This is a genomic window from Caniella muris, from assembly GCF_943193035.1.
GTDB classification, from domain to species: Bacteria; Actinomycetota; Coriobacteriia; order Coriobacteriales; family Atopobiaceae; genus Granulimonas; species Granulimonas faecalis.
Genome location: NZ_CALPCK010000001.1, coordinates 1,374,493 through 1,387,964, shown reverse-complemented (window position 1 = coordinate 1,387,964; position 13,472 = coordinate 1,374,493). Strand labels below are relative to the sequence as shown.

13 protein-coding genes and 3 tRNA genes are annotated in these 13,472 nt (G+C 67.4%); 8 read left to right on the top strand and 8 right to left on the bottom strand.

What is annotated here, in order from left to right; genetic code table 11:
* Positions 1 to 227: 227 nt before the first annotated feature.
* Positions 228 to 428 (bottom strand): DUF6724 family protein, encoded by a 201-nt coding sequence (locus NFR49_RS05965; RefSeq protein WP_135977832.1) that lies wholly within the window; start codon positions 426 to 428, stop codon positions 228 to 230.
* Positions 429 to 591: 163 nt separating this feature from the next.
* On the opposite strand from NFR49_RS05965, the gene serS reads away from it, so the two are divergent.
* Together serS and NFR49_RS05955 are read left to right on the top strand one after the other, a co-directional pair.
* Positions 592 to 1,887 carry a serine--tRNA ligase gene (gene serS, locus NFR49_RS05960; RefSeq protein WP_251158715.1) on the top strand — a complete coding sequence of 432 codons (1,296 nt, stop codon included), beginning with the start codon at positions 592 to 594 and terminating at the stop codon, positions 1,885 to 1,887.
* A gap of 146 nt (positions 1,888 to 2,033) precedes the next feature.
* Entirely contained in the window at positions 2,034 to 2,924 is an 891-nt protein-coding gene (locus tag NFR49_RS05955) for a helix-turn-helix domain-containing protein (RefSeq protein ID WP_251158714.1), read from the top strand.
* 64 nt (positions 2,925 to 2,988) lie between these two features.
* Here NFR49_RS05955 and NFR49_RS05950 read toward each other — a convergent pair whose 3' ends face one another.
* Positions 2,989 to 3,930 carry a patatin-like phospholipase family protein gene (locus NFR49_RS05950; protein WP_251158713.1) on the bottom strand — a complete coding sequence of 314 codons (942 nt, stop codon included), beginning with the start codon at positions 3,928 to 3,930 and terminating at the stop codon, positions 2,989 to 2,991.
* A gap of 112 nt (positions 3,931 to 4,042) precedes the next feature.
* Here NFR49_RS05950 and NFR49_RS05945 point away from each other — a divergent pair, with 112 nt between their 5' ends.
* Positions 4,043 to 4,387 (top strand): hypothetical protein, encoded by a 345-nt coding sequence (locus tag NFR49_RS05945; protein ID WP_251158712.1) that lies wholly within the window; start codon positions 4,043 to 4,045, stop codon positions 4,385 to 4,387.
* Between the two features lie 94 nt (positions 4,388 to 4,481).
* Here the strand turns inward: NFR49_RS05945 and NFR49_RS05940 are convergent.
* Positions 4,482 to 4,558: transfer RNA gene (locus NFR49_RS05940), tRNA-Arg, on the bottom strand.
* A gap of 107 nt (positions 4,559 to 4,665) precedes the next feature.
* Between NFR49_RS05940 and NFR49_RS05935 the strand changes: the two genes are divergently transcribed.
* Positions 4,666 to 5,034 carry a VOC family protein gene (locus NFR49_RS05935; protein WP_251158711.1) on the top strand — a complete coding sequence of 123 codons (369 nt, stop codon included), beginning with the start codon at positions 4,666 to 4,668 and terminating at the stop codon, positions 5,032 to 5,034.
* Between the two features lie 129 nt (positions 5,035 to 5,163).
* On the opposite strand, the gene NFR49_RS05930 is transcribed toward NFR49_RS05935, so the two are convergent.
* The 5 genes from NFR49_RS05930 to NFR49_RS05910 all read right to left on the bottom strand — a co-directional run bounded on the left by NFR49_RS05930 (position 5,164) and on the right by NFR49_RS05910 (position 8,105).
* Positions 5,164 to 5,240: transfer RNA gene (locus tag NFR49_RS05930), tRNA-Arg, on the bottom strand.
* A 156-nt stretch (positions 5,241 to 5,396) separates the two neighbouring features.
* A tRNA-Ser gene (locus tag NFR49_RS05925) sits at positions 5,397 to 5,487 on the bottom strand.
* A 96-nt stretch (positions 5,488 to 5,583) separates the two neighbouring features.
* Positions 5,584 to 6,330, bottom strand: a complete 747-nt coding sequence (locus NFR49_RS05920) for a transposase (protein ID WP_251158710.1) — start codon at positions 6,328 to 6,330, stop codon at positions 5,584 to 5,586.
* Between the two features lie 224 nt (positions 6,331 to 6,554).
* Positions 6,555 to 7,496 carry a tRNA glutamyl-Q(34) synthetase GluQRS gene (gene gluQRS, locus NFR49_RS05915; protein WP_275557140.1) on the bottom strand — a complete coding sequence of 314 codons (942 nt, stop codon included), beginning with the start codon at positions 7,494 to 7,496 and terminating at the stop codon, positions 6,555 to 6,557.
* A gap of 93 nt (positions 7,497 to 7,589) precedes the next feature.
* Complete coding sequence (locus NFR49_RS05910) at positions 7,590 to 8,105, bottom strand: ferritin (RefSeq protein WP_251158709.1); 516 nt, start codon at positions 8,103 to 8,105, stop codon at positions 7,590 to 7,592.
* A 218-nt stretch (positions 8,106 to 8,323) separates the two neighbouring features.
* Here NFR49_RS05910 and rfbA point away from each other — a divergent pair, with 218 nt between their 5' ends.
* The 4 genes from rfbA (at position 8,324) to NFR49_RS05890 (ending at position 13,288) form a co-directional block, all read left to right on the top strand.
* A complete protein-coding gene (gene rfbA / locus NFR49_RS05905; protein ID WP_251158708.1) occupies positions 8,324 to 9,226 on the top strand; it encodes a glucose-1-phosphate thymidylyltransferase RfbA in 903 nt (300 codons plus the stop codon).
* Positions 9,227 to 9,256: 30 nt separating this feature from the next.
* Positions 9,257 to 10,276: a dTDP-glucose 4,6-dehydratase gene (rfbB, locus tag NFR49_RS05900; protein ID WP_251158707.1), complete on the top strand. Its 1,020-nt coding sequence runs from the start codon at positions 9,257 to 9,259 to the stop codon at positions 10,274 to 10,276.
* A gap of 15 nt (positions 10,277 to 10,291) precedes the next feature.
* A complete protein-coding gene (locus NFR49_RS05895; RefSeq protein ID WP_251158706.1) occupies positions 10,292 to 11,761 on the top strand; it encodes a sugar nucleotide-binding protein in 1,470 nt (489 codons plus the stop codon).
* Positions 11,762 to 12,406: 645 nt separating this feature from the next.
* Positions 12,407 to 13,288, top strand: a complete 882-nt coding sequence (locus NFR49_RS05890; protein WP_251158705.1) for a glycosyltransferase family 2 protein — start codon at positions 12,407 to 12,409, stop codon at positions 13,286 to 13,288.
* The last annotated feature ends 184 nt before the right edge of the window (positions 13,289 to 13,472 follow it).

Here is a 13,472-nt window from a genome sequence, read left to right as displayed (position 1 = left end):
AAGCGGCTTCTGGCATGGGCCCGCTGCCCGCCGACCCCCTGCGGCCCATGCCGGAGACGCCTTTGGCATGGAATCGGCGCGCCGGAGGTGCCGCTTTTGCCGAGAGACCCATGCCGGAGAGGCCTTTGGCATGGAGGGAGGCGCGACAAGGGCCCGCACCGCGGCATCCCACGGCACGGGCCCCGATGAAGGTCGCTGTATGAAGGTCGCTGGGCGGCGGCCGCAGCCTACTCGTCGTCCTCGTCGTCGCCGCCAAAGATGCCCGAGAAGATGCCGTCGTCCTCGCCGTCACCCTTGGGGTGGTCGAAGTACATCCTCTTGGTGCGGCGTTCGAGGATGAAGGCGATGAGCAGGCACAGGGCGATGCCGCCGATGAAGATGGCGGCCACGCCTGCGCGGGTGTCGAAGAGCCAGGTCACGAAATCCATGGGGGAACCTCTCATGCAAAAGGGCCTGCGGGCCCGTCCGGTGGGGCCGGGCGCGTAGGCGCAAGTATATACTGGTGCGTCAGGCCGCGCAGGTGCCGCCTGCCCAGCCGCAGGTACGGCGCCCGACGGCGCATCAAACGAGCCCTAGCGAAAGTGGGTCACCATGCTCGACATCAAGTTTGTTCGCGAGAACCCCGACGCCGTGGACGCCTCCATGGCCTCCCGCAACGGCTCTTGGGACCGCGACCGCTTCTTCGAGCTCGAGGCCGAGCGCCGCTCCGTGATCGCCGAGGTGGAGGGCCTGCAGGCGCGGCGCAACAGCGCCTCCAAGGAGATCGGCCGCCTCATGCGCGAGGGCAGGCGCGACGAGGCCGAGGCTGCCAAGGCCGCCGTGGCCGCCGACAAGGAGCGCATCGCCGAGCTCGACGCCCGCCGTGGCGAGGTCGAGGAGGCCCTCACCGACCTCATGAGCCACATCCCCAACATCCCCGACGAGTCGGTGCCCTATGGCAAGGACGACAGCGAGAACGTCGAGGTCAGGCGCTGGGGCACCCCGCGCGAGTTCGACTTCGAGGCCAAGGCCCACTGGGACCTGGGGCCCGATCTGGGCATCATCGACTTCGAGCGCGGCGTCAAGATCGCCGGCAGCCGCTTCTACCTGCTGGGCGGCATGGGCGCCCGCCTGGAGCGTGCACTCATCAACTTCTTCATCGACATGCACATCAAGGCGGGCTTCAAGGAGTGGTGGCCCCCGGTGATCACCAACGCCGCCACCCTCTACGGCACCGGCCAGCTGCCCAAGTTCGAGGACGACCTCTACCACGTGGAGCCCAACCTGTACCTCATCCCCACCGCCGAGGTCATGCTCACCAACATCCACCGCGACGAGATCATCGACGGCTCCAAGCTGCCGCTCAAGTACACCGCCTTCACCCCGTGCTTCCGCGAGGAGTCGGGGAGCGCCGGCCGCGACACCCGCGGCATCATCCGCGTGCACGAGTTCGACAAGGTGGAGATGGTCAAGTTCGCCCGCCCCGAGGACTCCATGAACCAGCTTGAGGCCATGACCCACGAGGCCGAGCTGTGCCTCCAGGCCCTCGGCCTGCCCTACCACGTGGTCACGCTTTGCTCGGGCGACCTGGGCTTCTCGGCCGCCAAGACCTACGACCTCGAGGTCTGGCTGCCCAGCTACGGCGACTACAAGGAGATCTCCAGCTGCTCCAACTGCTGGGACTTCCAGGCCCGCCGCGCCAACATCCGCTACAAGGACCCCAGCGAGTTCAAGGGCACCCGCTACGTGCACACGCTCAACGGCAGCGGTCTGGCCGTGGGCCGCGCCATGGCCGCCATCATCGAGAACTACCAGAACGAGGACGGCACGGTCACGGTCCCCGAGGCCCTCGTGCCCTACATGGGCGGGGTCACCGTCATCGAGCCCGAGGAGGGCGTGAACGCATAACAGGGTCTTTCACCTGTGTCTTTGCGCCCCCGCAACCCAAAGTTGCGGGGGCGTTCCCGTTTCTCAACCCAAAGGTGGTGGCCTGCAACCGGCCGTCGCGGCACGGTGGTCCCATCCGTCCGGCCACGTACAGGAAGGCACCGACCATGAACGTCTCCATTGCCCAGCGCCTGGCCACCCTGCGGCGCGAGCACGGTCTCACCCAGGAACAGCTCGCCGAGAGGCTCGGGGTCTCGCGGCAGGCGGTCTCCAAGTGGGAGCGCACGGAATCGAGCCCAGACACGGACAATCTCATCGCGCTCGCCCGGCTCTACGGGGTGACCCTGGACGAGCTGGTGTACGGGCCGGCCGGAGGAGAGGGTCCGGAGGGGCCGGCGGCCGAGGAACCGGTCGAGGCCGCGGCGGGAGCCGGCGACGCCGTCGAGTGCTCGTGGGACGACGGCGTGCGGGTGACGTCGGCCGACGCGTCGGTCTCCGTGGGGTGGGCCGGCGTGGACGTGCACGACCGCCGCACCGGCGACCACGTGGAGGTGGGCCCCGGCGGCATCCACGTGAACGCGTCCGACGGCGAGCATACCGTGCGCACCGAGGAGGACGGCTCGGTGTGGATCGACGACGAGCGCTACGACAGCTGGGCGGACGCCCACCGGGCCGAGGGGCACGGGTCCAAGCCGCGGGCGTTCGTCTCGCGCATCCCCTATGCGCCGCTGGCCATTATCGCGTTCCTCTGGCTCGGGCTCTTCGAGCAGCGCTGGGATGTGGGCGGCTGCCTGCTTGCCGTCATCCCCGCCTGGGAGAGCCTGTGCTCCGTGGCGAACGCCGTGGTGCGCGGCAAGCGCGGGCGCAAGCTGCGCGGGGCCGTGGCCGGCCTGTGCTTCTGGCTGGGGCTCTCGGGCTTTCTCGTGGTGGGGCTGCTCGAAGGGGCGTGGCATCCGGCGTGGGGCCTCATTCTCATGGGGCTGGCGGTGTCGCTGCTGGTGGACGCCCTGTGGCCGCGCCTTGCCGACGACACCGGGGAGGAGGCGCCGGCCGAGTAGCAGGCCCCCTGTCCCATCACCCGGACACTTTTGTCCCAAATCGCCGGCTTGGGCCCTACCCCTCCTACCCGTTTCCGCCCCCGCGGAAGAGGCGGCTCAGGTAGTCCGCGGCGCCACGGCGCACGGAGTCGAGCAGGCTCGGGTGCGCGGCCGACCAGTCCACCGGGTGCTTGAGCAGCCACTCCCGGGCAAAGTCCACCACGCCCTCGCCGTGGCCGGGGTTGAAGGTGTCCTCGCCGGGCACGGGCACGTTGACCGCGACGTCGGCCGCCTGGGCGTAGAGGATCTCGAGCTGTTGGGCGCCGTAGTCCATGCACTTGCCCATGACGTTGAGGATGGAGAGGTCGTTCACGGCCTTGTAGGTCTTGAGCATGTGCACGCCCACCACGGCGTCCACCGCCGAGCGGTCGAACAGCGGCGTGGGCAGGTTCATGCGGCGGCCGCCGTCCACCAGGGTGCGGCCTAGGAAATGGACGGGTTGCACCACCAGCGGGTATGCGCCCGACGCGGCGATGCAGGTGGCGAGGTCGTGGTCGCCCGGGACGGTGGTCCAGGCGCCCGGCCCCTCGAAGAAGCCGTCCGTGCCGGTGAACACCACGAGGTCGCCGGTGATGATGTCCACCGATGTGATGGCCAGGGGCATCTTGAGGTCCGAGAAGGTGGTCACGCCCGCCTCCTCGAGCAGGGGGCGGACCTGCTCCACCAGCACGCCGTTGTCCACGAAGCCCTGGCGGGTGACGGCCGAGATCACGTGGCGGCGCATGTTCTTGACGATGCCCGCCTCCTCCACGCTGACGTCCATCTTGAGCAGGAGGTCCTCGATCTGGGTGGAGGAGAGCCCCGCCGCGGTGAGCGTGGCCACGAGCGAGCCCATGGACGTGCCCGCCACCGCGCCCACGGGGATGCCGTTGGCCTCCATGTCGGCGAGCACCGCCACCTGGGCGTAGGACCGCCAACCGCCGCCGGCCAGGGCGAGACCCACACCATCAACCTTGTTAGCCGCCATAGGACCTCCCTCTTTTTTGTGAACGAGACCTTTCTACCGCCGCCTGCCGCCTCTAAACAGAACATATGTTCGTATTTAGGGTATACTCCTGTCAACACCGAGAGGAGAGCCCGTGAGCCGTTGCCCCGCAGCCCTTGCCCGCCCCCTGGCACCCGTGGTGCCCCTGTCACCCGGCCTGCAGGGGCCCGACGGCCCGTCCGTGGCCGTGGCGGACCTCGGCCACGCTGTCGCGGTGCTGGAGCGGGTGGCGTCCGGGGCGCAGGGGCCATGGCGGCGCGCGGTTACGGTGCCCAAGGGGGAGCCGCTCCGGGCCGCCCTGCGATGCCCCGAGGGGTGCGAGGTCCAGACGCTGGTACAGGACCTCTCGGCGCCCGGCGCCACGTTCGACGACCTGCTCGGGCTGCTCATGGCGGCCCGGGTGCCGTGCTCGGTGCGGGGCGACCCGTTCTGGCTGTAAGGTTTCTGGCTGTAAGGCGCCCGGCGGCACGACCCGGATTGGGGGCGCTTTCGACCGGCAAGAAAAAAGGCCCCGGAGGGCCTGGAAGATCGAGTGGTGCGGCGTACAGGATTCGAACCTGTGACGTTCTGATTCGTAGTCAGACCCTCTATCCAGCTGAGGTAACGCCGCGACTGATATTGAGTATCGTGGTAGGGTCCTCGTTTGTCAACCACCGAATACCGCCTTTTTCAGAGGCGGCGTCCGGCACCCGCCCGCTTCGTCCGAGGAGGCCCGTCATGGGAGCCCGTTTCGTCCATCGCTGCACCCACGTGCTCGACAAGGAAGCCACCGTCGCGTTCTATGAGAAGGCCCTCGGGTTCAAGGTGGTGAGGGAGTCCGGTCCCGAGGACGGATCGTGGACCAACACCTTCATGGAGAACGACGACTCCCCGTTCCAGCTGGAGCTCACGTGGAACCGCGGCCGCACCGAGCCCTATGACAACGGCGGCAGGGACACCCACATCGCGTTCCGCGTCTCGGACTACGACGCCTATCACCGCCTCCACGAGGAAATGGGCTGCATCGTGTTCGAGAACCCCAAGATGGGCCTCTACTTCATCGCGGACCCCGACGGCTGCTGGGTCGAGATCCTACCGGAGGACTGAGGCCCCGCGGGGAGGCTGCATAACCGGTGGCCACCGGTGCATGGGGGTGCGTGGGCAACCGGGCGCCTCTCCCGTGCGCCCGGCCCAGACCAGCAAGAAAAAAGGCCCCGGAGGGCCTGGAAAATCGAGTGGTGCGGCGTACAGGATTCGAACCTGTGACGTTCTGATTCGTAGTCAGACCCTCTATCCAGCTGAGGTAACGCCGCGTGCGAGAAATAGTATGTAACGGCGGTCCAAGGGTGTCAAGGACGAATTTTATTCAGCTTGGATACGGCTTCGTGCATGGGGACGGCGGTCTGCCGGGGCGCCGGAAAACAAGAGCAGCCCGCAGGCCACGGGGGCCTGCGGGCTGGGGCAGTCACTGGCGGAGAGCTGGGGATTCGAACCCCAGATAGGATTGAGTCCTATACTCGCTTAGCAGGCGAGCACCTTCGGCCTCTCGGTCAGCTCTCCGGGTGCGCACCCCATCATAACCCATCGCCGCGTCCCACTACCCGGACACTTTTGTCCCAATGGTCGGGCACTTTTGTCCCACGGGTTCACCGTCCCCTAACCCAAGGAGGCCCGGGACACGACTCCCCTCGACACGCCGGTAAGGCGCTCGATCGACCGGACGGTCATCCCGCCCTTCCGGAGGGTCGCCAGCGCGAGGTCCCGCTCGCCCCTCGCCATCGCCTTGACCTCCTTCGGGTCCGTTCCGCCCAACAGGCTGCGCGCCATCTCGAGAAGCGCCTCGGGTTGCACGTCCCTCTGGCGAACGGTCCCCGGAGCCGGCGGCGGCCCCTGGCCGGCGTGGGCCTCCTCAAAACCGTCCCACCCGCCAAAAAGGTCGAGCAGCCGCTCCACGTCCACACGGCCGCACCCCTCCATCACCTCGTGGTAGCTGCTCCACGGGTAGGCGTTGGTGGGGGAGAGCCCCGCCCGCTCCGGATTGCGGTGGACGTAGGGGACGAGGGTCAGCAGGTACCCGTCGTCTTCCACCGGAAGTCGCAGGTAGCGGCCCTGGAAAAGATGTCCCACACGGTCGTGCCGATGGTTGAACACCCGGGCGTAGGTAGAGTTCACACGGTGCATGAGTCTCGGGATGTCGTCCGCGTCCCCCTCGGCGACCATGTGGAAGTGGTTGTCCATGAGGCACCATGCGAGAAGCCCCACGTCGTTGGCCTCCAGGCCCTCGTCGAGGATTCTCAGGAGCTCGCGGCGGTCGTCGTCGTCCTCGAAGACGATCTGCCTGCCCGACCCGCGGGTCGTGATGTGGTAGATGTCCGAGCTGCTCTGTCGTCTGGCAAACGGCATGGGACCCTCCTTTACTCGCCGGCCCAGGCGTGGGCGGGCGGTGCGGGAGGGGGTGGGGAGAGAATATCTCACGGGGCGTGCCGCGGCTGTTAATAAGGGACACTTCGCGGAATGTTCAAAAGTACAAACCGATGGGAAGTTTTGTCGATAAGTGTAAAAGCGGCAAAGTGGGACAAAAGTGCCCGACCATTGGGACAAAAGTGTCCGGGTGGTGGGACGGCGGTTCAGGTTGTGATGCCGCCGCACGCGCTGTCGCAGGGGATGTCCCCGCGGCCTTGCAGCGGGTCCCAGGAGAAACCCTGCAGCAGCTCCGTCGGCGTCGTCGGGGAGTCGTCGTCCGTCAGGCCGGCCGCGTGGGCCAGGCGCCCCACCACGGCCTCGGGCCGCACGCCGCGGGCCCGGATGGCGCCCAGGTCGAGGTCGCCGTCGCGCTTGGAGAGGCGCCGGCCGTCGGTCGCCACCAGCAGCGGCACGTGGGCGTACTCCACCTCGGGCAGGCCCAGCAGGCGCTGCAGGTAGCGCTGCCTCGCGGCGGACCCCAGCAGGTCGCGGCCGCGCACCACCTGCGTCACCCCCATGGCGGCGTCGTCCACCACCACGGCCAGCTGGTAGGCGGTCACGCCGTCGCTCCTCCGCACGAGGAAGTCGCCGCACTCCCGGGCCAGCACCTCCCGGTGCCTCCCCGCCACGAGGTCGTCCACCTCCACGGTGCCGGCCGGGTCGTCGGCGTCGGGCACCGCCAGCCGCACGGCCGGCGCCCGCACCGCGCTCCGGCGCGCCACCTCCTCGGCAGAGAGCCCGCGGCAGGTCCCCGCGTACACGTAGGTGCCGTCGCTCGCATGGGGCGCGCTCGCCGCGTGGAGCTCGGCCCGCGTGCAGAAGCACGGGTACGTGAGCCCCAGCCCCGCAAGCCGTGCCAGCGCCTCCTCGTAGGCGTCGCCGCGCCGGCTCTGGAACACCGGGTCGCCGTCCCAGTCCAGGCCCAGCCACCGGAGGTCGTCCATGATGGCCTCCGCGCGCCCCGGCACCTGGCAGCGCGGGTCGAGGTCCTCCACCCGCATGACCACCGACCCGCCGCGGCTCCGGGCGCCCAGCCAGGCCATGAGCGCCGAGAAGGCGTTGCCCAGGTGCATGCGCCCGGAGGGGGAGGGGGCGAAGCGGCCCACGACGGCCCCTCCGCCCCCACGGCGCGCCGACCCGTGGCCGGGCGCGGTCAGGTTGTGCGAACTGTCTCCTGCGGGAGTGTCCAACGGGCCTGCCTACATCGCCTTCGCGGGCGCCACGAACGTGCGGGCGGCGTACTTGGTGTCGAGGCTGAACAGGCCGTCGGGGGAGCCGCCGAACAGCTCGTAGTCCTTGATCATGTCCTCGGCGTTGATCTCCTCCTCGCCCTGCTCGGAGATGTACCAGTCCAGCAGCTTCATGGTGCGGTAATCCTTGGCGGCCGCGGCGGCGGCGTAGCAGTCGTTGATGCAGGAGGTGATGTAGTGCTCGTGCCCGAGGCCGGCCTTGAGCGGGGCGATGTCGCTGTCAAAGGCCATGGTGGGCTGCTCGATGCCCAGCATCTTCACGGGGTAGTTGTTGTCGAGCAGGTAGCGGCGGAGGATCTTGGCGTGGGCCACCTCCTCCTCAACCTGGACCATGTACCAGTTGGCGTAGCCCTTGAGGCCGCGCTCCTCGTAGTAGTCGGCGAAGGTGAGGTACAGGTAGGCGCTGTAGAGCTCCTTGTTGATCTGGGTGTTGAGGAGCTCTCCGAGGTGCTCGTCGATGACCATGGGTTTTCCTTTCTGCTTGCTTGGGGTCTGGTCCCCTCACATATACCCGTGATTCTAACGCCCGTCGCATCCTGCGCTTTGGGTGAATACCGGCCCGGCCTCTGGGTGGCCGGTCTCGCTGGGGGCAATATTGGTTGGTGTCGGCGCATGTGGGTCGCTGGCAATACATCGCGGCCCGTCGATCTGTGCCGCTCACTACCAGAGGAGGTCTGGCGCCCGTGAAAGGCATCATTCTCGCCGGCGGATCCGGCACCCGGCTCTACCCGTTGACCGAGGTCACGTCCAAGCAGCTGCTCCCGGTCTACGACAAGCCCATGATCTACTACCCGCTCTCCGTCCTCATGATGGCGGGCATCCGCGAGATCCTGGTCATCTCGACCCCGGCGGACCTGCCCAACTTCGAGCGGCTCCTGGGCGACGGCAGCCGCTTCGGCATCGAGCTCTCCTACGCCGAGCAGCCCAGCCCCGACGGCCTGGCCCAGGCCTTCATCATCGGCGAGCGGTTCGTGGGCGACGAGCCGTGCGCCCTGGTGCTGGGCGACAACATCTTCTACGGCGAGGGGCTCAAGAAGGTGCTGCGCGGGGCCGTGGCCCACGCCGAGAGCGAGGGCGGCGCCACGGTCTTCGGCTACCACGTCGACGACCCCGAGCGCTTCGGCGTGGTGGAGTTCGACGACGACTACAACGTGGTCTCCATCGAGGAGAAGCCCTCCCGGCCCAAGAGCTCCTACGCCGTCACCGGCCTGTACTTCTACGACGGCCGCGTGACGGACCTGGCTAAGCTCGTGGAGCCCAGCGCCCGCGGCGAGCTCGAGATCACCGACCTCAACCGCCTCTACCTCGAGGACGGCACCCTCTCCGTGGTGACGCTGGGCCGCGGCTACGCCTGGCTCGACACCGGCACCATGGAGAGCCTCTACGACGCCGGCGACTTCGTGCGCGCCGTGGAGCGCAGCCAGGGCCTGCCGGTGTGCGTGCCCGAGGAGGTGGCCTTCGAGAACGGCTGGGTCGACCGCGAGGCGCTGCTCGCGGCGGCCGAGCGCTACGGCAAGAGCGAGTACGGCAGGCACCTCGCCGAGGTGGCCGAGGGCCGTCTCGTCCCCCACCACATCAGCGAGTGACAGTCCCCGACCGAGGAACGAGGAGCACCCATGCAGGAGACCTTCTCCCCTAGAAACATCGTCGTCACCGGCGGCTGCGGGTTCATCGGCAGCAACTTCGTGCGCTGGGTCGCCGAGAACCACCCCGAGACCCACGTGACCGTGCTCGACAAGCTCACCTACGCCGGCAACCCCGAGAACATCGCCGGCCTGCCCGCCGAGCGGGTGGAGCTCGTGGTGGGCGACATCTGCGACGCGGAGCTGCTGGAGCGGGTGGTGCCCGGCCACGACGCCATCGTGCACTACGCCGCCGAGAGCCACAACGACAACTCCATCTCCGACCCGGAGCCCTTTGTTAGGACCAACGTGGAGGGGACGTTCCGGCTGCTGGAGGCCGCCCGCAGGCACGGGCTGCGCTTCCACCACGTGTCCACCGACGAGGTCTACGGCGACCTCGCCCTGGACGAGCCGCGGCGCTTCCGCCCCGACGACCCCTACCGCCCGAGCTCGCCCTACTCCAGCTCCAAGGCGTCGTCGGACATGCTCGTGAGGGCGTGGCACCGCACCTACGGGCTGCCCGCCACCATCTCCAACTGCTCCAACAACTACGGCCCCTACCAGCACGTCGAGAAGTTCATCCCCCGCCAGGTCACCAACCTGCTCTGCGGGGGCCGCGCCAAGCTCTACGGCGACGGCAGGAACGTCCGCGACTGGATCCACACCGAGGACCACTCCCGCGCCGTGTGGGACATCCTCACCAAGGGCCGCCCCGGCGAGACCTACCTCATCGGCGCCGACGGGGAGAGGAACAACCTCGAGGTGCTGCAGGCCATCCTCACCGCCATGGGCCGCGACCCCGAGGACTTCGACTGGGTGCGCGACCGCCCCGGCCACGACCGCCGCTACGCCATCGACCCCACCAAGACCTGCGAGGAGCTGGGCTGGGAGCCCATCCACAACGACTTCTCCGAGGGTCTGGAGGACACCATCGCCTGGTACACGGAGCACAGGGACTGGTGGATGCCCGCCAAGGAGGCCACGGAGGCCAAGTACGCCGAGCAGGGACAGTAGGAAGGGGCCGTATCCATGGAGTTCGAGCGCGAGCTTGCGGCGACGGAGTCGCCCATCGACGGGCTGTACGTCGTCGACCTCTCGGTCCACGGCGACGACCGCGGGTGGTTCAAGGAGAACTGGCAGAAGGCAAAGATGGAGGCCGCAGGCCTGCCTTCGTTCAACCCGGTTCAAAACAACATCAGCTTCAACGCCGACCGCGGCGTCACCCGCGGCATCCACGCCGAGCCGTGGGACAAGTTCATCTCCGTGGCCTGCGGCTCCGTCTTCGGCGCCTGGGTGGACCTCCGGCCGGGCAAGGGCTTTGGCACGGTGTTCACGTGCGTCATCGACCCGTCGGTGGCGGTGTTCGTGCCCCGCGGCGTGGGCAACGCCTTCCAGGCCCTGGAGGACGGCACGGCCTACACCTACCTGGTGAACGCCCACTGGTCCGCCGAGCTCAAGAAGACCTACACCTTCGTGAACCTGGCCGACCCCGAGCTGGCCATCCAGTGGCCCATCCCGCTGGAGCAGTGCACGCTCTCCGAGGCCGACCAGCACCACCCCTTCCTGGCCGACGCCCTGGCCATGGGGCCCAGGCGCACCTTGGTCACCGGCTGCAACGGGCAGCTGGGCCAGGCCGTGCGGTCCCTGGCCGAGGAGCGCGGCCTGGCGGGATCCTTTGACTACTGCGACATCGACACCTTCGACATGTCCAACCCCGCGGCCTACGACGGCATTGACTGGAGCCTCTACGGCACGGTCATCAACTGCGGCGCCTACACGGCCGTGGACGCCGCCGAGACCGAGGAGGGGCGCCGCACCTGCTGGGCCGCCAACGCCCAGGGGCCGGCCCTGCTCGCCGCCACCTGCGCCGCCCGCGGCATCACGCTGGCGCACGTGAGCTCTGACTACGTGTTTGACGGGGTCGAGGAGCTCCATGGCGAGGACGAGCCCTTTGGCCCGCTGGGGGTCTACGGGCAGTCCAAGGCCGCCGGCGACCTGGCCGTGGCCGTGGCGCCCGCCCACTACATCCTGCGCAGCTCCTGGGTGGTGGGACGTGGCAAGAACTTCGTGCGTACCATGGCGGCCCTCTCCGACCGCGTGGCCGACGGCGACGATGCCCTGGAGCAGGTGACCGTGGTGGACGACCAGATCGGCGCCCTCACCTTCACCGACGACATGGCCCGGGCCATCTTCTGGCTGCTGGGCTACCGCGAGGGCGACGTGGAGCCGAGCGAGCCCGCGCCCTTTGGCACCTACAACCTCACCGGTGCCGGCGAGGCGGCGAGCTGGGCCGAGATCGCCCGGACGGTCTTTGAGGCGCGCAACGGCAACGGCAGCGCCGTCGTGCCGGTGACCACGGAGGCCTACTACGAGGGGGCGAAGGGCCCGGTGGCCCCGCGGCCGCACTTCTCTGGCCTGGACCTAGCCAAGATCCGCGGGACCGGCTTTGAGCCGGAGCCGTGGAGGGATACGCTGGCCGCGTACATGGAGGAGCTGTAGGCGGCTGTTGACGGTTCTTTGAGGCAGAGATGTCCGTGGGTGCGACACGTGCCCACGGGCATCTTTTTTCGTTATGCCGTGGCGGGCATCTCAACAATAATGAAACTTGGTTATTGGCACGATGATGGATTGTGAGCGGAGGGCAACTTCTGGGGGCCTCGCGATCCGGTAGCAATAAGGCCTGGTTTTGTGCCGTCTTATTTATACTAAATGCCAATTAGTATAAATAAGACGTCCCTAAAAAGGCTCTTATTGCTACTGAATCCGATCAAGGGGACCAGCGATGTCCCATGAAGTTCTGTAAAATTATTTCATAATGACTGTTCTTCCGACGGGTATCGCGTGAACGAGGAGGCTTGGGAGCGCCTGTTGGCAGAGTCGACCTTCTCGTTATGTTCGCCCAGGTCCAGCTGTCTGCTCGAGGCCGGGGATTGATGGGGCTTCTGGAGGGGGAGTAGGCGGCTGTTGACGCCGGATTGTCGACGCCCCCGGTGGCTTGTGGCCGCCGGGGGCGTTTTCTGTGGCACGGGGCTTCCCGGTCTATGCTCTTTGTTGAAAAAGCTGAGTGCATTTTAAAGTGACATAACTGGGTGCATCTCGCGGTATTACCTTTAGAGGGTAAAACTGTGAGAGGAAAATGCCACTGTGTCCGCGATTTCTTTGGTTTTGCCCACGCTGAACGGGGAGAACGAGCTGCCCGCCCTTCTGGAGGCCCTGGGTACCCAGACCCGCCCCGCAGACGAGATCGTGGTGGTTGATTCCGCATCGGACGACAACACCTGCGAGGTGGCCGCGTCTTATCCAGGCGTGCGCGTGGTGAGAATCGCTCGGGACGAGTTCAACCACGGGCTCACCCGAGACTTTGCCCTGCGTCAGACGACCGGCGACTACGTTGCCTTCATGACCCAGGACGCCGTTCCCGCCAATGGGCGCTACCTCGAGAACCTCGTGGCCCTGCTGGACAAGGACCCGCTGGTGGCCCTGGTGAGCGGTCGCCAGCTCCCCAAGCCCGACGCCCGTCGTTTCGAGCAGTTGGTGAGGGAGTTCAACTATCCGGCCGAGTCCAATGTGAGGACCATCGAGGACCTGCCCCGCCTGGGCATCAAGACCTATTTTGCCTCCGACGTGTGCTCCTGCTATCGACGGAGCGCCTATCTCGAGGTGGGCGGTTTTGACGAGGTGGAGACCAACGAGGACATGCTCATGGCCGCCAGACTGCTCAAGGCCGGCTACAAGGTGGCCTATGCGGCGGAGGCCGAAGTCTACCACTCCCACAACCTTACGCCAAAGGAGCAGTACCGGAGAAACAGGGCCGTGGGTGCCTTCCTGGCCGCCTACGACGGGGAGCTCGATGTCCCCGACGAGGTGGGGGAGGGTTCCCGTCTGGCAAAGAGCGTGCTGGGGGCGGTGCTTCGCGAGGGCAGGCCGGTCGAGGCCATGGCATTTGCGGCGGACTGCGCGGCGCGGCTTGCCGGCAACCGGATGGGACGGAGCAAGGTGCTCTTCCGCGGGTGTCCGGGTGCATAGGGACAAGAGGGGCTACGGCGGTAAAGAAATGATGGGCATGAAGGAGACCCTTAACGGTTCTCGTGGCAGCATGACGCTGGAGGAGTACGAAAGTTCGGTAACGTGTGCTCCGGCGCTCAAAAGTGCGGGTAGTCCAACGCCCGGCTCCAGATCGTGCGTTGTATGCCCTTACAAGGGGGTGGCG

Coding starts and splice junctions, on each gene's coding strand:
- NFR49_RS05920 (WP_251158710.1), bottom strand. CDS start 6,330: ATGCCGTTTGCCAGACGACAGAGCAGCTCGGACATCTACCACATCACG.
- NFR49_RS05910 (WP_251158709.1), bottom strand. CDS start 8,105: ATGGTCATCGACGAGCACCTCGGAGAGCTCCTCAACACCCAGATCAAC.
- NFR49_RS05935 (WP_251158711.1), top strand. CDS start 4,666: ATGGGAGCCCGTTTCGTCCATCGCTGCACCCACGTGCTCGACAAGGAA.
- NFR49_RS05950 (WP_251158713.1), bottom strand. CDS start 3,930: ATGGCGGCTAACAAGGTTGATGGTGTGGGTCTCGCCCTGGCCGGCGGC.
- NFR49_RS05965 (WP_135977832.1), bottom strand. CDS start 428: ATGGATTTCGTGACCTGGCTCTTCGACACCCGCGCAGGCGTGGCCGCC.
- rfbB (WP_251158707.1), top strand. CDS start 9,257: ATGCAGGAGACCTTCTCCCCTAGAAACATCGTCGTCACCGGCGGCTGC.
- serS (WP_251158715.1), top strand. CDS start 592: ATGCTCGACATCAAGTTTGTTCGCGAGAACCCCGACGCCGTGGACGCC.
- NFR49_RS05895 (WP_251158706.1), top strand. CDS start 10,292: ATGGAGTTCGAGCGCGAGCTTGCGGCGACGGAGTCGCCCATCGACGGG.
- NFR49_RS05955 (WP_251158714.1), top strand. CDS start 2,034: ATGAACGTCTCCATTGCCCAGCGCCTGGCCACCCTGCGGCGCGAGCAC.